The following is an 18,019-nucleotide window of genomic DNA, read 5'->3' on the forward strand; positions in this document are numbered from 1 at the left end:
CATCATCATGAAAAATTTATGGTTAGATATTGGTAATACTCGTCTGAAGTATTGGATTACGCAGGAAGATCAAATTTTGGAACAAGGGGCTGAGTTACATTTGCAATCCCCTGCCGATTTACTTTTAGGTCTAATTCAGCATTTTAAAAACTTAAACATCCAACAAATTGGCGTTTCTTCGGTTCAGGACAAAAAAAATAATGACCGAATCCGTAGACTTTTAAAAAGTTTAAATGTGCCGATCACCTTTGCTCAAGTACAGGCCAACTATGCTGGCTTACAATGTGGCTATGAACAGCCTGAACAACTCGGAATTGACCGTTGGCTGCAAGTGTTGGCCGTCGCACGTAATCCTGAGCAGAACTATTGTGTGATTAGCTGTGGCACGGCGCTGACCATCGACTTGGCGGATGGTTTACAGCATTTGGGCGGCTATATTTTACCCAACCTCTACTTACAACGAGACTCGCTGATCCAAAACACCAAAGGCATTAAAATTCCAGATGCCGCTTTTGATGAACTGGGGCCCGGTCGTAATACCATCGACGCAGTGCATCATGGGATTTTGCTCGGCTTGGTCAGTACCATTGAAAAAGTCTTGCAACAATCTCCACGCCAACTGATTTTAACTGGCGGTGATGCGCCTGTATTTGCGCGCTATTTGGCAGAGTATGCACCATGCATTGAAAATGATTTATTACTTAAAGGGCTACAATATTATATTCAGCATCAACCCTGAGCCACCGCCTGCTGTTGTAAAAGGGGTTTTAAGGTATTGAGCAGTAGCTCAAATTCAGCATAGCCATTTTCACGCATAAAATGCCCTGCACGTTTCACCTCCAGTACCTCTGCACTCAAGAAGTGCCCAAAGGTAAGGGCCAAAGGCGGTGGAACATAAGGGTCATTATTGGAAAACATCACCACACGTGAAGCGATGTGAGAGTGGAGTATACCGCTGTCCAACTTCGCTTGCGCAATAAAGCCACTTAACTCAGGTAAGCTTTTTAAAGCCGCTTTAAAGCCCGCAATACAAAAGATCGCTTTGATTCGACGTTCACGCAGTTTACTACTGAGATAATGTAAAGTCGCCAGACACCCCAAACTATGCGCAATGATGATGGTATGTTCATCCAAAGTGGTCATCTGCAGGGCCAAAGCCTGCTGCCACTCTTCGAAATGTGGTGCATCGCTGTGCGGGAGCACTAAGCGTTTTACTTTAGCATGCAGATCCATCTGACTGAGTTTTTGACTTAGCCATGGAAACCAATGGTCATTGGGCGATGCTTGATAGCCATGCACAATATAGATATGTTGTTTTGATCCATTCATTTTCAACTTCTTATTATAATGTTTGAAAAGAATAAATTTTACGCAACTTTCAAGCCATAAACAGTGCGTTTTTGTTATTGATTGAGGGTATTGAAAATACACATAATATTTTCCATGACTCACAAAACAACATAAAAAAGGCGCTCAACGCGCCTTTTTCTGAAATGGTAAGAAGTAGATTACTTCTTATCGTTGCCACCAAATAATGGCCCCATTCCGCCGCCGCCACCAAACTGTTTTTGCATACCGCTTAATGATTTCATCATTTTTGCCATACCCGATGGATTGGCAAATTTCTTCATCATTTTCGCCATTTGCGCATGTTGTTTAATCAACTTATTGACTTCAACGACATCCATACCACAGCCTGCTGCAATGCGCTTTTTACGGCTTGGGTTCATGAGGTCCGGATTGCGGCGCTCTTTGATGGTCATCGATTGAATAATCGCTTCCATCTTTTTCACTTGCTTTTCAGGGTTCGCTTGCGCCAACGCATCTTGAATCCCTGCATTGCTCATGCCAGGCAACTTATCCAAGAAGCCCATCATGCCACCCATTTTATTCATTTGCTCAAACTGCATTAGCATATCTTCAAAGTTGAAGCTGCCGCCTTTTTGCAGTTTTTTCGCCATTTTTTCGGCTTTTTCTTTGTCGACTTTACGCTCAAGCTCTTCGACTAAAGAAAGTACGTCACCCATACCCAAGATACGCTGTGCAACACGTTCAGGATGGAATGGCTCTAAGGCATCGAGCTTTTCACCCATACCTAAGAATTTGATTGGCTTACCTGTGATTGCACGTACTGAAAGCGCCGCACCACCGCGCGCATCACCATCAGTTTTGGTCAGAATCACACCCGTTAATGGCAGTGCATCATTGAAGGCTTTGGCTGTATTTGCCGCATCCTGACCGGTCATTGCATCGACCACGAACAAAGTTTCAGTTGGCTTAATCGCCGCGTGAAGTTCTTTGATCTCGTCCATCATTTCATCGTCTACGTGTAGACGACCTGCAGTATCGACAATCAAGACATCCGCAAACTGAATTTTGGCTTGTTCAATTGCACGCGTTGCAATGGTAATTGGTTTTTCGTCTGCACTCGATTCAAAGAAAATCGCGCCAACTTCACCTGCAACGGTTTGTAGCTGTTTAATTGCTGCTGGACGGTAAACGTCGGCAGATACCATCGCTACTTTTTTCTTTTGGCGTTCTTGTAAGAAGCGAGCAAGTTTTGCAGCCGTTGTTGTTTTACCTGCACCTTGTAAGCCCGCGAGTAGGACTACAACAGGAGGTTTTGCTGCAAGATCAAGGCTTTCATTTGCCTCGCCCATCATTTTCGTTAATTCGTCATGCACGATTTTAACAAATGCTTGGCCTGGCGATAATTGAGTCATGACTTCTTGACCCAACGCCTCTTCCTTAACTTTCGCGATAAATTCACGAGTTACAGGAAGTGCAACATCGGCTTCAAGAAGTGCCATACGTACTTCACGTAGGGTATCTTTAATATTGTCTTCGGTTAGCTGCCCAGAGCCAGTAACATTTCTTAAACTCTGCGTGAGTCGTTCCGTTAAGGTATCAAACATTGCAAAATCCGCTTAAAATTGCTAGTTGCAAAAAAATCTTTCTTAAAATAGAAAATTTATGCATAGAATGCTATAGGATACTGTAGTTCGCACCGAATTTATATAAATGAATATTCATCATCCTGAAAAAGGTTTGACATGATTAGCCTGCCCTTGGTTTACACCATCTTAGCATTAGTCGCTTATACCACCTCTTTTTGGTATTTGTTTCTCAAATTAATGGCTAAACGTGATCCAAACCATTGGTTTATTGGCATTATTTTAGGCTTAGGCTTATTGCTACATGCCACTGTTTTGTACCATGACATGCTCACACCGATGGGAGTGAATTATGACGTTTTTGTCTTAATGTCATTTACATCTGGGCTCATGCTATTACTTAGTCTGCTCTATAGCACTTATCGTCCAATTCTAGCTTTGAATCTGATTGGCATTCCTGTGGCTGCTACAGGACTTATTTTAGGTTTTGCCTTTAGCCAGTCTACCCAATTTATTGAACAACGCTCATTGGGCCTAGATATTCATATTATTTTGTCGCTGTCGGCCTATGCAGTGCTACTCATGGCGACCATACAAGCCGTGATTTTATGGTTCCAAGATCGTGAGTTAAAAAACAAACAAAAGAAACGCTTTTGGGTCAACTTACTGCCCTCTTTTCAAGCCATGGAATCTTTACTGTTTGACTTGATTAAAACGGGTTTTATTTTACTGACCGTGGCGTTGGTGTTTGGTTTCTTTACCATCGATAACTTTTTTGCCCAACATCTGGCACATAAAACCGCTTTTAGTATTATTTCTTGGTTTGTGTATGGGGCTTTGCTCATCGGACATTACCGTTTTGGTTGGCGCGGTCAAAAAGCGATTCGTTTTACCTTAATTGGATTCTTCTTGTTGGCTGTCGGTTTTATCGGATCTAAGTTTGTGTTGGAAATGATTTTAGGTCGATAAAGTCTTTTTTAGTTTGACTAGGTGTTTAGTCCCGGCATTTGATGGATCGGATCAATCTTAAAAAGTTCAGGTTCATCTATCCACTGTTTGCAGATGAATTCGTAGGGAGTCAGGCCCCTGAGTGTTTTGAGTCTGCGGCCGAAGTTGTATGCAGCAATAAAATCAGCAAGGTGAATGCATAGCTGAGTGTGATCGTCGTAATGGAACCGTTTAACAGTAGCTTCTTTAATCGTTCGGTTCATCCTCTCGACCTGTCCATTGGTCCATGGATGCTTAACCTTGGTAAGACGATGTTCAATGCCACATTCAGTACAAACCCGATCAAAGATGTGCTCAGAGGCGTAGCGATCACAGGTGCGGTTCGTGAACTGGATGCCGTTATCTGTTAGCACCGTATGGATTCTATAGGGCACAGCCTTAACCAGATTGCACAGGAACTCCGCGGCTGCCATCTTACTGGCTTTAGTATGCAATTCTGTGAACGCGAACTTGGAAGTGCGATCAATGGCAACGAAGAAATAAAGCTTACCCTGTGCTGTTTGCATCTCAGCGATGTCGATATGAAAGTAACCAATGGGGTAGCTCTTGAAGCGCTTCCTGACAGGGCGATCACCTTGTACCTCAGGCAGCCGTGAAATACCATGCCGCTGCAAGCAGCGGTGTAACGACGAGCGTGTCAGATAAGGAATACTCGGCTGCAATACATAAAGGCAATCGTCTAGCGGCAACAAAGTGCGTTTTTGAAAAGCAACAATTGTCGCCTCATCTTCAGGCGATAACACGCTTGAGCGAGGATTCTTTGGACTGGTTGTAAGATCATCTACTGAAGTACGTTTCTTCCATTTTGCGACGGTCTTTTGATTGATGCCGTAACGCTTGGCTAGCCTTCTTAAGCTCTCTTGACTATTTTGTATTGCTCGACGCACTGCCTGTGTCGTTGTGGCACTGCTGTGTAGAACTTGTCCCATAGTGCTTCCTTCCATTTATCTGAGAATATTGCACCATTAAAATCTGAGACTAAACACACAGGCTATTTGAGATTTTACAGGGACGGTTATTTTAGTTTCACATGATGACGCCTTTGTCGAGGAGACACAGATTCAAAGCTATTTCGCTTTAACCCAAACACCTTAGACTAGACAGCGTGATCGGATTTGCGTATAACACCGTTTTTCTATTTGACTGGTGACACCGCTGTGAAACTCATTCTTGCACCGATGGAAGGCTTAACCGACCCAATCATGCGTGATGTGCTCACGTCTGTAGGTAGCTTCGACTGGTGTGTGACCGAGTTTATCCGTGTGACCAATTCGGTCTTACCCGATCATATTTTTCATCAGTATTGCCCTGAATTACTGAATGATGGAAAAACGGCAGCGGGAACACCCGTGCATGTTCAATTTTTAGGCAATGACCCTGAAATGCTGGCTGCCAATGCCATCCGTGCGGTGAAACTCGGTGCACCCGCCATTGATATGAACTTTGGCTGTCCAGCCAAAACCGTGAACCGTCACCGTGGTGGCTCGGTGCTTTTAGATGAGCCAGAAGTGGTGCATGAACTGGTCAAAGCAGTACGTGATGCGGTTCCTGCGCACATTCCTGTTTCTGCGAAAATGCGCTTAGGCTATATGGACCGACATTTTATGTTGGACAATGCTCATGCCATTGAAGATGCAGGTGCAGCATGGGTTACCGTGCATGCACGTACCAAAGCCGATGGTTATACCCCACCCGCTTTTTGGGATCAGCTCCGCCCGATTCGTGAAGCATTGAAGATCAATGTGATTGCCAATGGTGAAATTTGGAACAATACAGACGCGAAACAGTGTCGGTTAGAGTCTGGCTGTGAAGATTTGATGATTGGACGTGGTGCCGTGACTACCCCCGATTTGACTCAGTGTATTCGTCAAAATATCGATACACCTCTGCTCACATGGAATGAGCTACTGACCTTACAAATCCGTTTTTTAAACGGCGGCTATAAAAAAGAAATGAATATGGTCGGACGTTATAAGCAGTGGTTGGGCATGATGTCTAAACACTATCCTGAAGCCAAAGCCCTCTGGGATGAAGTCAAGCGTATCAAGCCGCTGGATGACATTATTCTTAAACTAAACGCAAGCGCGACTTAATCCGTTCGCGCAACGATCGCGACATAAGTGGGTAAGTTCCATGCACCACCCGCAAAGCCTTTACATTGCTGCGATTGTGCATGATAACTGAGGACAAAAGCCTTTCCATTCCAAGCCCACTCGGAACGAATACCACAGTCAGCGATACCCCGCCCTTTTTGTTCTGAGAAAATTTGCGCCTCACTAAAACTTGAGCCTGATGTGGTGACTTGCTGCTGAATCTTTTGCAATGCTTTGTCCATAACCCAATAGCCTAGACCTTCATTGTACGCTCCACGCCAACATGGCACTTGAACCACCACTTGTTCCGCATTCAGCGGATAGACTGAAACCCGATCTTCCTCAAAAAACCGTGCCTCATAGAGATTTGGACAGTCTTGTTCATCTGTTTTTGCTTTTAACTTTTTAAAGAGTTGATGGGCATTTTTACTGTCCACGGCAAAATGACTGGCAACCGCAGGTCGGTATCCCGTGATGCCAATTTTGGGGATGGCTTTGGGTTGTAAAACATTTTGCTCAGACTGATTGCCTTTTTGATATACCGCATTCGGTGTATTTACACGTTTTTGTATATCATCCATTTTGAGCAAAACAGCATTTGCACCAGCGGTTGAAATTTGCCATTGCTGTGCTTGGGTCGTAAGACGAATATCTTCTGCACCCACCAAGGCCTTTAGCAACTGCGCACTTTGAGCACTGGACAGTTTCGCAGTACTTTTCTTGGCATCGATGGTTAGGTTCCCTAGAGATGTTCCTCCTATATTTAAACTGGCTTCAGTATCCTGCGTAAACTCCTCAGCCACTTGAATTTGGCTGAGCACCGCACTGCCTGCACCTGCGGGACGAGAAATCAGTAATGAAACTGGATGACCAAACTCAGCATCACTTTGATACCCCACCGCACGGCACATACCCGTATTATCACAGGCAAGCTCCCAGTCTTTATGCATAAAATAGTTACCCGTTTCAGCATGAGTCAACTGGCTCAAGGCACTCATCAGCAAGACACCAATAATGGGACTATTTCGTTTTATGATCTTATTATTCAACATATGCACTCACTCCACTTTAGAGGAATCTTAATTTTGCACTCAAAAACTTCGGCTTTGCACGATACCTGTATAATTTAAACAATCTTCAACGCGAATCCGTTGTACTCTCGACAGCTGATCTAAATCAAACCAAGCATAAGCCGTATGTTCATCACTGAGGCTGATCTCAGCAGATGCAGCCAAATGACATCTAAAAATAAAGGCATGTGAGGTCACTGCCGAATGAAAGTACACACCCGATAAATAATCGATTTGAACCTGACAACCGAGCTCTTCTTGGCACTCACGCAATAAAGCCTGATGAATGGTTTCTCCCATATCCAAGGCTCCACCGGGTAGCCCCCAAGCCTGATCGGCATAATTGGCTTTCAGTAGCAAAACCTGTCCTGCGTCATTGGTCAGCACTGCATGAGAACTCAGTCGGTAAAAGTCTTGAAATGCCATAGATGCCCTCCTTCTTAAGTTGTTCATGTTGTCATTCAAACATAGTCCAGCAAAACGGAGGTGGCTCTATCTGTGCCCAAGCCAAAGCTTTAGTCGAACTCAGTCTGGAAAATAAATCGGCTTTGACATTTTAGTTTCAAAGTCCACAGGCACCGAAATATGCTGATGGGCAACCAACCACTCACCTGCCGTTTTTTGAAAACATAGCGTGGTTCTGCACCAAGGAATCTCTGGGGTTGCAACGCCACTGGCATGATCCAATTTAGAATAACAATGTAAAAAAGCTAAACCGTCAAGACTAAAAATATTGATGTTACGCCTGAACACTTTGATTTCCCCCTGAAAAAATGGGGCATATCGTCTCCACAATTCTTGATAGGCTTGTACACCTTGTAGCTCAAACCCAATATCAAACAAGCTGACATCACTCTGACAAAGACGAATGATATTTTGTACATCCATTTTACAAATGGCATCATCCCATTGTTTGAGTTTGAAGATAATTTCATGCCCTGCATGCTCATCTCCAACTAATCGAAAATCCACATCGCACTCCCACACTACAAATCAAACCGCATAAAAAACGCGTGCGCCATCCATAGCAAACACGCGGTTTTCTTTAATTCTTAAAACAAGCAAAATATGTAATCTGATCTTAAGTCGTCAAATCCTTAATCGTGGTACTTGAACCATTGTTTTTGACCGATTCAATGCCTTTATCTCGGGATTGCTCACTGGCATAAAACTGACTGGTACCAATAATCTGATGATTGGCAGCCTTTAAGTTAAAATAAGGTTTGCCATTTTTGGCTTCTAAGCGTTCATAACGCGTATCATCGGGGCTATTTTTTTGCACCGATTCAATTCCATTATGTGCTGACGCCTTTGCTTTATACAGTTCACTGGTCAAAATGACCTCGCCATTTCCCGCTTTTAAAACAAAGCGATATTGGCCATCATTTGCCTGACTTACTTCGTACCATCCTGACATAAGCTCACCTATTGTTATTTTAAAGTGATTATAGATCCACCAAAACCGAATAAAAAATCATCCAATTTCATAAAATATAAATGACTTCTTTTATAAAAAAAAGTGCATTTACTACCAGCCCAGATTTTATTTTTTTAAAATAACAGCGCTATATGAATAACGCATGACAGCCTCAAACCGTTTAAATGACACGTGATATCAGCCCAATAAACGGTTTGGAACTCTTCATAATTTTATGCTTTTAATACCAATTTGCTATAACTGCTTTTTGGCATTTCAATAATTTCTACACAAATTTGTACCGTTAAATCCTGAGGAGCGGTAAAGTTTTGCTGCAAGGTTTTAAGCAATTGGCTCGAAATGGCAGACTTGGTGGCTTCATCTCGTCCGCTTAATAAAGACACTTTGGCATGCAAATAAGCCTGCGCATCGCCTTCTACCCCAATCACAAAATCGGACTGCCGAATGGCACGACTTTTGATGTGATTGCCCGATTGTACAAACTGACCATCCAGCAAAGCTTGGTTTAGAGCCAATAACATCGGCTTAACTTCAAGGGTATCGATATTGTCTGAATATTCAAGGTGGATATGTGGCATAACGTATTCTTCAACAGTTTTTATCTTTATAGCATGCTGTGCTGGTGTTTCAACGCTTAAATGTCTTTTCAAAATGGCTAAAAAACAAAAACGGAGTCCAATTGACTCCGTTTTAATCTCAAGCTGCAAACTCAGCGGATTAGGCTTTTTTCACATACTCAGATTTCAGTTTCATCGCACCGACACCGTCAATTTTACAGTCAATGTCATGACCATCTGCGGCATCTGGCAGTAAACGAATATTTTTCACTTTGGTTCCGACTTTCACCACCGATGACGAACCTTTAATTTTTAAATCTTTAATCAACGTTACCGTGTCACCATCAGCAAGTAAGTTGCCGTTGGCATCTTTGATTGCTACCACTTCTTCTGTTGCTTCTCCCTCTTTCCATTCGTTTGAACATTCAGGACAGATCAGCAAGTCACCATCTTCATAGGTATATTCGGACTGGCATTTTGGGCAGTTGGGTAAAGACATAAAAACCTCAAAAATAAAAAAATAAGCAATTCACATTGCTCAAAGCGCCAATATAGCATTTTTCAGATGAAAACGATGCGAATCACATATTTATTTTAAGGCTTTAGCATTGTCATGGGATGAATAAAATAAAGCCTAGGAAAATATAAATTTTCCCTGTATTAGCATCAGCTCAACTCTTATTTTTGTTCCAAGCACTGCTTCAAAATCACCACATGGTTATGCTGTTCTTCTTTGGCTGCGGTGAGTAACGTTATCTGCTCACGCACCGCGAATTGGCGCAAATCATTCAACTCGGTGGGATGTGCTTCCAGTTCTTTCATATAACGGACTTTAAACTCATCCCAGTGTGCCACCATGTCTTGGTGATACCATTTCCGTAGTTCATTGGATGGTGTTAGAATTTTTGGCCATTCATCTATTTTTGCCTCAAGTTTTGAGACCCCTCGTGGCCACAACCGGTCAACCAAGACCCGTTTGCCATCCTCGGCCTCGGCAGGTGCATAAATTCTCTTCATGCGTATTGGCATGCAGAACTCCTTTTATTCTTTTGTGCAACTTATTCTATTGTTCAACGATGACGAAGCACTATTCATCGGGAATGTCTGGATTCACTAAAAAAGCCAAGAGTTGCAATGACTCCTGCCAACCCAGATAACAGCCATCAACAGGAATCACATCGGATAAACCAGACTGCGTAATATGGACCTCAGTACCGACAGATACTTCTTTAAACTCAACACGCACTTCAATTTTTCCTGCTAGTTCAGGTACATCGAACTCATCGGTATAGCGCAATAAACTGTTTTCAACGATTTCATGATAAGTGCCATGAAATGAATGCTGCATGCCCGTACTGAAGTTGGTAAAGAACATGCGATATTGACCAGCTTCTCGCAAATCAAACTGATCTACATGTGCGGTAAAGCATGTGGTGCCATCCATTTCACTAAAGCATCTGCGGTGGTAAAAGCACCATAGACGCGCTCGACGGGCGCACTCAATACGCGGTGTAATTGGACATTATTTGGCATGATTTTTTTCGTTTTTTTCAAATATTCAGATTTAGTTTAAAACGCTCAAACCCACATGCTGTATTTTTCTGTAAACATTCTTAGGTAAGCAAAACGTGTCCTGCCTTCTTTTTCTCCCCACCAACAAAAAAAGCATGTTTTTCAACATGCTTTAACTTTAACCATTTCTTAGGCTTGACCTTGCTCATAGTCCTCATCATCTTCATCGTCATAGACATAGGCCATACAGCCCCAGCCGTCATATTCACCACCAAACTGTTCTGCAATTTTAGTAAACCATTGTTCTAAGTCAACAATGTCTGAATACTCAGGTTCCATATACACATAGATGGTAATAATCCACTCAGATACGTCGCTTTCTTCATCGACAAACAACGTGATTTTTTGCTCTTCTTGTAATAAATACAACGCACACTTTTCTGCTTGTGACTGCTCTTGAAAGGCAATCGAATATTCTATTTCATGCGGTTCAGACAGGTCGTCGCCATCCTCAGCCATTTGCCAAAGTACATTTCCGTTATCATCATCTGGATATAATTCATAATCACGTGTCATGCGTATGTCCTTGTTATCTTTTTAGCCAATATATCGTTGGCAAGTGACAAAATAGTGACTTCAACATAGCATATTTTGCTCATTTTTATAGCAGTTACATCTGATTTTTCGAAGGTTGTTTAGACTTTATTTCACGCTGGCTTTGCCGTGTTAGTGTAAAACCCGATCTTCAACTAAAATGTCCGCTTGAAACTGTAAATCACTGCTTTTTAAGTTTTCTAATAAGGCTGAAAATTTAAGTTCTTCTAAGCGTAAAGCCAGATAACTCTCTTGTATCTGAGTATGACCGAAAGCCACACCATAGTAATTGATCAGGGTAAAGTCATCCTGCAAAGCTTGAATCAAAAGACCAAGATTGTCTTTGCTCACACGTTGTAAATAAAAGTCTGCTTTCGTATTAAACAACTGTGAAACCAAAACCATCATCGATAATCGCCGATTCTCATCCATAAAGGCGCAGTTCACAACGTCGTTTTGCTCAACCGCACGAATCACCTGTTGCCGAACTTTCAGTAAATGAACAGCCGCATCCGTTTTCCCATAGCCTTCGATGAGTTCATCTAATAACTGCTCGGAAGGTAGTTGATAACTCTGGCTGTAGGTTTCAATTTTATGGTGTAGTACCTTCGATATTTCAGCCAGATGTTGTCGTTCTTCAGCCATATGAAAAAAAGCACCCAGTTTTTCTCTGGCGCGCTGCATGGTAACTTCTTTGGCTTTACATTCATATTCCGTTAAGAAGTGATGTACTTTTTCAATGCGCTGCCGAAATTGTTTGAGCATCTGTTCAGCATCAAATTTAACCGTTTCAGCAAACAATTCAACTTGGTTGTGCCGTTCAATCACATAGTGTTCAACATCAATAATTTCTTGGTAAGGACTCAAAGTTTCGTTACGTTGTCTGAGTGTTCCAAGCTCAATTCTTAAACTGGTCAGCCGGTGTTGTAATTCACTTTGCTGCTGTTCATAAACTTCTAAACTGTTTCGACTGCGCTCTAAATTGCTTTCTAAGGATTCAATCTTCTTTTTTTGGGCAAGGCTGTGTATTTTTTGCCAGCATATAACCGCACACAGCAGCACAAGAATGACAGCAAATACATAAAGCATGGCCTATCTCCCTAAGGGAACGTCATTTTTCTTTTAAAGACTCCGCTGTAAGAACACATGAAACTCGAACAGTAAGCCTTGGAACAGACAAACCTATTTTCATTCAATTTCAATCAGTCGTGATCATGGCTAAAAAGCCAAACTCAAATGTTAATTTCAACAAAGATAAGCACACTGGATAAAACTGCACTTACACAACTTACGCTAACGGTTTTTTAAACGACCTGATATCCCAAATTTTAAGTATTTCTCAAAATATAGTTAAAGTGTGACACAGTTAAAATGGCACACTTCCATGAATCGCAACCGCTTTACCACTTAAAGGCTGCTGAAAGGCGAGAAAACTGGCATGTAAAGCCATACGTTTTAATGGACTTCGTGTCGGCTCAGGGTGATATAACTTATCCCCTGTAATTGGATGCCCAATATATTGCATATGCACACGGAGCTGGTGTGAACGCCCCGTAATCGGGGTCAGTAAAACTCGCGTAATACCGGTCTCAGTATCATAGCTAAGAGCTTGATAAAGTGTTTTTGCAGGTTTGCCCAGTTCAAAGTGCACGATCTGCCGTGGTCGATTTTCCCAGTCAGTAATCAGTGGTACTTCAACACTGCCTGCGGCATCCAACTGGCCTTGAACTAAAGCAATATAGTGTTTGTCCACCGTGCGGGCTTGGAACATTTTGCTGACGGCGACTTCGGCATCGCGATGTTTGGCAAACATTAGAATTCCCGAGGTCGCCATATCTAAACGATGGGTAATTTTGGCATGTGGGTACTGAGCTAAAACCCGTAAATAGGCACTGTCTTGGTGTTCTGGTAAACGCCCTGGCACAGACAACAAACCCGCAGGCTTTTCAATCACCACCAAATCATCGTCTTCATAAACGATCACCAAGTCTTCTTGGGGCGGTGTATAAATAAAGTTGTCATTTAGAGCCATGAGAATAACAGCATACAAAAGCGAGCGCGAAAAATAGCAAGCTGTGTTTCTGCTGTCAATCATTCAAGAAATATCGAAAACAGCCTTAATCCTAGGCACCCATCACTCCATATAAAACCAACTTTTTAGCAGCGCTGATTAGATTGAAAACTTAAAATAAAATGATGTAAGTGAAACTACAACAGCAGAATTTTTCGGTTTTATCGGGAAATATTAAAATTTATTTTTTTTGATTTATATTTTATTCGAGTTCAAATTTTTTAGGGTGTCTGGGAAAACATGTTGTTTACTTCAACTATCATAACTTTGTAAGCGATGATCTTATAGCCTATAAACTTTTGATTTATAGCGTCCTAAGCCGAATCAAGACCTTTTGGGTAAGTACTACTCACGCGTTTTGCGCCACTGGTAGCATGCTACTCTTTTCGATCCCGTCACACCCTTGAGATATAATTTAACAATCCAAGGGCGGGATTGTTTCCCGAAGATAAAGTCTTTTTGGCTATTTTTGGAAAAAAATCTTGGCTTTCAGGTTATCTAAAAAATATTTTCCCAAATGCAGCGTATTTATGATTTTTTTCTCACATAACAGCGCTTTTCTCAGGATTTTATTTCTTTACTGCATCACAGATGAGAAATTCAACTTCCTGCGCAGACCTGCATCAGCTGAATGAGATTCCCGCAGGTATCATCAAAGACTGCAACTTTAACTTTTCCTGCCCGCATCGGTTCACTAGTAAAGCGCACCCCTAAGTTTTTGAGTCGCTCATATTCCGCATCGAGGTCACCCACTTGAAAAGAAGTATAGGGAATCAGATCTGCTTTAATCGCAGCTTTAAACGGCTGTGCCGCAGGATGTGCATCAGGTTCCAGTAGCAGTTCAACACCCTCTGGACTTTCGGGGGAAACCAAAGTCAGCCAACGATAATCCCCCACAGGTACATCATGTTTGACTTTAAAACCGAGTTTTTCTGTATAAAACTGACAGGCTTTTTCTTGGCTATCGACCATGATGCTAGTGACATATATTTTCATTGTTGTTCCATATTTTTTATCAGACTTTTAATGGTTATAGCAGAACTCTAAGCGTTCCAATGTTATCAAATCGCAATTTTTTTAAAGCCGTTTTCGCAAACCAAAGCGCCAATTTGTTTTAGCATAGTTAGAGCAAATATTTGAATAAATTCGGAGCAATATAGACGCTTAAAATGGAAGAAAATATTTAAATGGACGTGTCTTTTATCGTGTTGTTTTTATCATGTTGTTTCTAGGGATCAGGAGATAACTTCAACGATTAAAACTGGGTAAGTTCTAAACTTTTGCCTATAAATGGATAATCTATAGCGTCCTAAGCCGAATCGAGACCTTGTGGGTAAGTACGACGCTGATCTGATAGATAACAAGTCGCAAACTACTCTTTTCGATTCCTGTGCCCTTAAACGCTATATTAAGCAAATTGGTACGGGATAAATTTCCGAAGATTAGCTAATTTCAAGCGATGATGAAAAATATTTCCCTAAATAAAACCAGACTTGATAAAAATATTCATAACGACAGTTGAATCATCTATTTCATCGCATAAAAATGAACTTTTATCATTTTTTACACCATCATTTCAGAACGCTTAAGTCCCCATATAGCCTTGCAACCATGTTGCAATAAACCACCATAAACTGATCGCAGACATACCACAGAGTAAATTGGCAAGCACCTTTTGCATATTGCTGAGCTGAGACAGATAGATTTTTCGGTTAATCACATAAGCAACCACAGCTAAGGCTCCACCGATTGCACCACCAATCATCACTAAAAACAAAGGCCAGCCTGCCATCAAATGAGCCGCCGTACTCAGCTTAGGTTTCTCTTCAACACTCAAGAGCAGTTCTTTATTTTCCATCTCTCTCCCCTATACATAATCCAAGCAGTCATGTGACTGATGCCCTAGGCTCACGTCACTCATAGAAGTGCATTTTGAGATATAAGTTAGCAAAAACTAAGCCAACACTATTCAAAACTCAGATCATCGATGTCCTGAATTGTGCTCAAATACAGCGGAGCAACACTCACTTTGCTCCATATTTCTTTAAATTTAGGGTCGCTATCCGAGTCTTTGTTGAGATTTTCTCTGACCAGCTTCTTAGCCGTGAGAAAATTGACACTGGTTTCACTGTTCACATAAGGGCCAAAATTATCGGAGCTGTCATAGCCAATCAAGCGCATATCACGCCCCTCTAAACGAAACTGATAGGCCCAATATCCATAACGGCCATGGGCATAATGTAGTTTTAACAGGCCTTTTTCGATAGAGGGCACCAACTCAGGTGCAAAGTACACACCGCCATCTTCATTTTCTGAAGAAAACAGTGACAGATTCTGAACGACTTTTTGGTAGTGCCCTTTGGTATTCAACAGCACAATCACACCACGGCGGTTGCGATCTAGTTTCCCACGGTATTCATCGGTGACCCATTGTTTCGGATCTGTAGCTTTGACGATTAAAACCACATCTTTTAAACCATCTTTGTTTAAGTCCCCTTGCAGGACCTCTAACACCGTATATTTTGCGGGAAGGTAAGCCTTGTATTGGCTGGTGGCTTTTTGTCGCTGAATATCAGCTATATCCGCTGCGCTTAAATTTTCAGCATATATATTGGCGGATATACCCAACATTGCAGTGAACATTAGAGAAGTGAGAATGAACTGTTTTTTCATAGTTTTGTTAATTTTTTAAATAATAAAGTAGGTAAAAGAGCGCGCTAATGAATGCTTCATCTTTGAGACCTGTGCTACAGATTAGCATTTATCAGAAGCCTATTTGTAGAATGCTCTACAATTAAAAACAGATGACTGTATCCGTGTCATATTTTGATTGTTGCCATGGAAAACTTTCGGCTAAAGTGACGAAAGACCATTCAAATACGTTTCATCATGAAAACCAAAACTGCCCTATTGATGCTGTGCCTTGCGCTTTCCCTCAGTGCATGCAAAGTGTTAAAAACACATATTGTCAAAGTCACCAACTCAACTGAAGCACAGCCACATGAAGTGTTGTTAAAAACCTCCAAAGGCTATGTATATTTATCGACACAGAACATGACAGATAAACAGAAGCACATCCTAAAAAATCTACGTCCTTTTCAGTGCTTAGAAATTAGGACACCTGAACAGTTTGCTATGCAAAACCGAGTAGTGCGGTTTTCTGACTTTAAAATTCGTGCTTTAGTCGAAGCTGACCGAGAATGTCGAAAAATTAAGGTCACGACCCGAGTTGAAATTCATTAATGTTGTAATGCTTAAAAATAGAGCATCCATATCCAACAATGAAAAGCTCAGCATAATTTGCAGAGCTTTTTTGTTTTTGATTATTTGAAACAGCACTTGTCACAACCTTCGACTTTTTCTCTGGGCCAGTTCATTCTTGCCCGTTTATAAGCCAGCTCATAACTGGCAAAATAACCAATCAGAATTTGATCCTCCGAGCTGGGTAAATCTGCACAACCTAAGGATGCATTATGAATATGATGAATGCCTTTTTCACTAGGCTGTTCATTTACAATAAATTTTATCATTTACAGTTCCCCGAATAATTTTTATAAAGTTCAACTACAAACAAAACCATACAAAAAGTATGTATTTATAAAATTAAACGGATGCCGTATAAAAATCAATCATTATTTTAAAAGTGAAACTGACCTCTAAGCCATATCAAGTTAAAAGGATTGATGTCCACTAACCAAAAAATTAGCCACTCTATTTTTAAAATTTAGAGACCCAGCAATGCCATAAGAAAACTACTGAAACTATAAGGGTGTTCTGATACTTTGTTGTTTTTTACGTTTAAACCAACGTACGGTCCAGATCGCCAAAATAATGCCCACAATCACCACCAAGACAGGAACCAGTAGTGACAGCACGGACAGTAAAACGGCACCTATCCACTCCACTGTAGACACCAGTGGGTTGGCAACCCCGCCCGTCGTTGCAGTTGAAACCCCTCGAACGGCAACGGTACTCATTTGCACAGCACCTGCTGTTCCGCCACCGATAATAATTGCGGCGGCCCAACTGGCAAACTGTGACATTTCCCCGCTGCTGACTGCCATAGTGGTGAGTGTTCCTGCGACCATCGCGGCTGGCGTTGCAATGGTGTCCAAAGCGTTGTCGACCCAAGGTATGTAATAAGCTGCGATTTCACAGACAGTTGCAATGGCTAAGGCGATACACACCGATGGCATGCTTAACCACTCAAAACCTTGCATGGGTTCGAACCATCCCATAATAGATGCAAGGCTCATGACCAAGAGTGGGACAAAGACACGAAAGCCACAGGCAGCACTTAAGCCAATGCCGATACAAAGTCCTAATATGGTTTCCATGTGCTTTTCCTGTGTGGCCTAAGTTGGGATGTTTTTATCTTTTTTATAACTTAGCAAAAAGCCCTATCGGGTGATAGGGCTTTTCTTTTAAACAGTGGGTAACTGTTAAATCTTTGGCTTAGGCATTCTTATTGTTAAATTGATTGCCTTGGCATTTGGTACACGGGGGTAAACGATCTGTACCAATTTCTAAGTAGACGCGGTGTCCGCATTGAACACAAAAATAGAAGCCTGTTCCAGGTTTTTCGCCAGCAGTAACCATTTTTGTTCTCCATATGTTTAGAAAATGGTCTTACTAGTATATGCATTTTATGATGGATGTCTATTGATCATTTCGACAAATGATGATGGCATTTAGGCAAAGTATAATTTCGATTGGAAATTTTGGCTGCTTTACAAGGATTTGCTAATCTAGCTCTCTACTTGCAGTTCATCTACATGTAGA

The 18,019-nt window shown here is 41.7% G+C and carries 23 protein-coding genes and 1 pseudogene; 4 read left to right on the forward strand and 20 right to left on the reverse strand.

What is annotated here, in order from left to right; genetic code table 11:
• Window positions 1–7 precede the first annotated feature (7 nt).
• Entirely contained in the window at window positions 8–739 is a 732-nt protein-coding gene (locus tag ACF8FD_RS08715) for a type III pantothenate kinase (RefSeq protein ID WP_151835768.1), read from the forward strand.
• Here the strand turns inward: ACF8FD_RS08715 and ACF8FD_RS08720 are convergent.
• Together ACF8FD_RS08720 and ffh are read right to left on the reverse strand one after the other, a co-directional pair.
• Window positions 730–1,329 (reverse strand): alpha/beta hydrolase, encoded by a 600-nt coding sequence (locus ACF8FD_RS08720; RefSeq protein ID WP_058870184.1) that lies wholly within the window; start codon window positions 1,327–1,329, stop codon window positions 730–732. The two genes, ACF8FD_RS08715 and ACF8FD_RS08720, sit on opposite strands and share 10 nt — an antisense overlap.
• Before the next feature lie 179 nt (window positions 1,330–1,508).
• On the reverse strand, window positions 1,509–2,915 hold the full coding sequence (gene ffh, locus ACF8FD_RS08725; protein ID WP_010327404.1) for a signal recognition particle protein: 1,407 nt from the start codon (window positions 2,913–2,915) through the stop codon (window positions 1,509–1,511).
• A 138-nt stretch (window positions 2,916–3,053) separates the two neighbouring features.
• Here ffh and ACF8FD_RS08730 point away from each other — a divergent pair, with 138 nt between their 5' ends.
• On the forward strand, window positions 3,054–3,863 hold the full coding sequence (locus ACF8FD_RS08730; RefSeq protein WP_087528146.1) for an inner membrane protein YpjD: 810 nt from the start codon (window positions 3,054–3,056) through the stop codon (window positions 3,861–3,863).
• A 17-nt stretch (window positions 3,864–3,880) separates the two neighbouring features.
• Here ACF8FD_RS08730 and ACF8FD_RS08735 read toward each other — a convergent pair whose 3' ends face one another.
• Window positions 3,881–4,831 (reverse strand): IS481 family transposase, encoded by a 951-nt coding sequence (locus ACF8FD_RS08735; RefSeq protein ID WP_234304570.1) that lies wholly within the window; start codon window positions 4,829–4,831, stop codon window positions 3,881–3,883.
• Window positions 4,832–5,059: 228 nt separating this feature from the next.
• Here ACF8FD_RS08735 and ACF8FD_RS08740 point away from each other — a divergent pair, with 228 nt between their 5' ends.
• Complete coding sequence (locus tag ACF8FD_RS08740; RefSeq protein WP_234304569.1) at window positions 5,060–5,995, forward strand: tRNA-dihydrouridine synthase; 936 nt, start codon at window positions 5,060–5,062, stop codon at window positions 5,993–5,995.
• Here the strand turns inward: ACF8FD_RS08740 and ACF8FD_RS08745 are convergent.
• The 14 genes and pseudogenes from ACF8FD_RS08745 to ACF8FD_RS08810 form a co-directional block, all read right to left on the reverse strand.
• Window positions 5,992–7,047, reverse strand: coding sequence for a DUF1176 domain-containing protein (locus ACF8FD_RS08745; RefSeq protein WP_279678924.1), 1,056 nt, complete (start codon window positions 7,045–7,047; stop codon window positions 5,992–5,994). The two genes, ACF8FD_RS08740 and ACF8FD_RS08745, sit on opposite strands and share 4 nt — an antisense overlap.
• A 39-nt stretch (window positions 7,048–7,086) precedes the next feature.
• Window positions 7,087–7,491, reverse strand: coding sequence for an NUDIX hydrolase (locus ACF8FD_RS08750; RefSeq protein WP_183174142.1), 405 nt, complete (start codon window positions 7,489–7,491; stop codon window positions 7,087–7,089).
• 99 nt (window positions 7,492–7,590) lie between these two features.
• Window positions 7,591–8,037, reverse strand: a complete 447-nt coding sequence (locus tag ACF8FD_RS08755) for a nuclear transport factor 2 family protein (RefSeq protein ID WP_234304567.1) — start codon at window positions 8,035–8,037, stop codon at window positions 7,591–7,593.
• 109 nt (window positions 8,038–8,146) lie between these two features.
• The gene (locus tag ACF8FD_RS08760) at window positions 8,147–8,482 is read right to left on the reverse strand and encodes a YegP family protein (protein WP_004695228.1); all 336 of its coding nucleotides are present in this window, start codon (window positions 8,480–8,482) and stop codon (window positions 8,147–8,149) included.
• 233 nt (window positions 8,483–8,715) lie between these two features.
• Window positions 8,716–9,081, reverse strand: coding sequence for a 5-carboxymethyl-2-hydroxymuconate Delta-isomerase (locus ACF8FD_RS08765; RefSeq protein ID WP_234304566.1), 366 nt, complete (start codon window positions 9,079–9,081; stop codon window positions 8,716–8,718).
• A 139-nt stretch (window positions 9,082–9,220) separates the two neighbouring features.
• Window positions 9,221–9,559, reverse strand: coding sequence for a zinc ribbon domain-containing protein YjdM (locus tag ACF8FD_RS08770; RefSeq protein WP_234304565.1), 339 nt, complete (start codon window positions 9,557–9,559; stop codon window positions 9,221–9,223).
• Window positions 9,560–9,738: 179 nt separating this feature from the next.
• Window positions 9,739–10,089: a DUF488 domain-containing protein gene (locus tag ACF8FD_RS08775; protein WP_234304564.1), complete on the reverse strand. Its 351-nt coding sequence runs from the start codon at window positions 10,087–10,089 to the stop codon at window positions 9,739–9,741.
• Between the two features lie 58 nt (window positions 10,090–10,147).
• Window positions 10,148–10,593: pseudogene (locus ACF8FD_RS08780) on the reverse strand (SRPBCC domain-containing protein).
• Window positions 10,594–10,761: 168 nt separating this feature from the next.
• Window positions 10,762–11,148 (reverse strand): ribonuclease E inhibitor RraB, encoded by a 387-nt coding sequence (locus ACF8FD_RS08785; protein ID WP_004695219.1) that lies wholly within the window; start codon window positions 11,146–11,148, stop codon window positions 10,762–10,764.
• Between the two features lie 150 nt (window positions 11,149–11,298).
• The gene (locus ACF8FD_RS08790) at window positions 11,299–12,255 is read right to left on the reverse strand and encodes a DUF5660 family protein (protein ID WP_234304563.1); all 957 of its coding nucleotides are present in this window, start codon (window positions 12,253–12,255) and stop codon (window positions 11,299–11,301) included.
• Between the two features lie 277 nt (window positions 12,256–12,532).
• Window positions 12,533–13,198, reverse strand: a complete 666-nt coding sequence (locus ACF8FD_RS08795) for an RluA family pseudouridine synthase (RefSeq protein ID WP_234304562.1) — start codon at window positions 13,196–13,198, stop codon at window positions 12,533–12,535.
• A 639-nt stretch (window positions 13,199–13,837) separates the two neighbouring features.
• Entirely contained in the window at window positions 13,838–14,233 is a 396-nt protein-coding gene (locus tag ACF8FD_RS08800; protein WP_125274689.1) for a VOC family protein, read from the reverse strand.
• A gap of 589 nt (window positions 14,234–14,822) precedes the next feature.
• Window positions 14,823–15,095 (reverse strand): hypothetical protein, encoded by a 273-nt coding sequence (locus ACF8FD_RS08805; RefSeq protein WP_004695211.1) that lies wholly within the window; start codon window positions 15,093–15,095, stop codon window positions 14,823–14,825.
• 107 nt (window positions 15,096–15,202) lie between these two features.
• On the reverse strand, window positions 15,203–15,910 hold the full coding sequence (locus ACF8FD_RS08810; RefSeq protein WP_392453327.1) for a hypothetical protein: 708 nt from the start codon (window positions 15,908–15,910) through the stop codon (window positions 15,203–15,205).
• A 216-nt stretch (window positions 15,911–16,126) separates the two neighbouring features.
• Here ACF8FD_RS08810 and ACF8FD_RS08815 point away from each other — a divergent pair, with 216 nt between their 5' ends.
• A complete protein-coding gene (locus ACF8FD_RS08815; protein ID WP_234304560.1) occupies window positions 16,127–16,480 on the forward strand; it encodes a hypothetical protein in 354 nt (117 codons plus the stop codon).
• 80 nt (window positions 16,481–16,560) lie between these two features.
• Here ACF8FD_RS08815 and ACF8FD_RS08820 read toward each other — a convergent pair whose 3' ends face one another.
• From ACF8FD_RS08820 to ACF8FD_RS08830, 3 genes are all read right to left on the reverse strand, one after another.
• A complete protein-coding gene (locus ACF8FD_RS08820) occupies window positions 16,561–16,767 on the reverse strand; it encodes a hypothetical protein (protein WP_234304559.1) in 207 nt (68 codons plus the stop codon).
• A gap of 231 nt (window positions 16,768–16,998) precedes the next feature.
• On the reverse strand, window positions 16,999–17,574 hold the full coding sequence (locus ACF8FD_RS08825; protein WP_234304558.1) for a DUF4126 domain-containing protein: 576 nt from the start codon (window positions 17,572–17,574) through the stop codon (window positions 16,999–17,001).
• A 118-nt stretch (window positions 17,575–17,692) separates the two neighbouring features.
• On the reverse strand, window positions 17,693–17,836 hold the full coding sequence (locus ACF8FD_RS08830) for a zinc ribbon-containing protein (RefSeq protein WP_004695201.1): 144 nt from the start codon (window positions 17,834–17,836) through the stop codon (window positions 17,693–17,695).
• Window positions 17,837–18,019 lie beyond the last annotated feature (183 nt).

The organism is Acinetobacter sp. TYF_19, assembly GCF_043105125.1.
Lineage (GTDB): Bacteria > Pseudomonadota > Gammaproteobacteria > Pseudomonadales > Moraxellaceae > Acinetobacter > Acinetobacter johnsonii.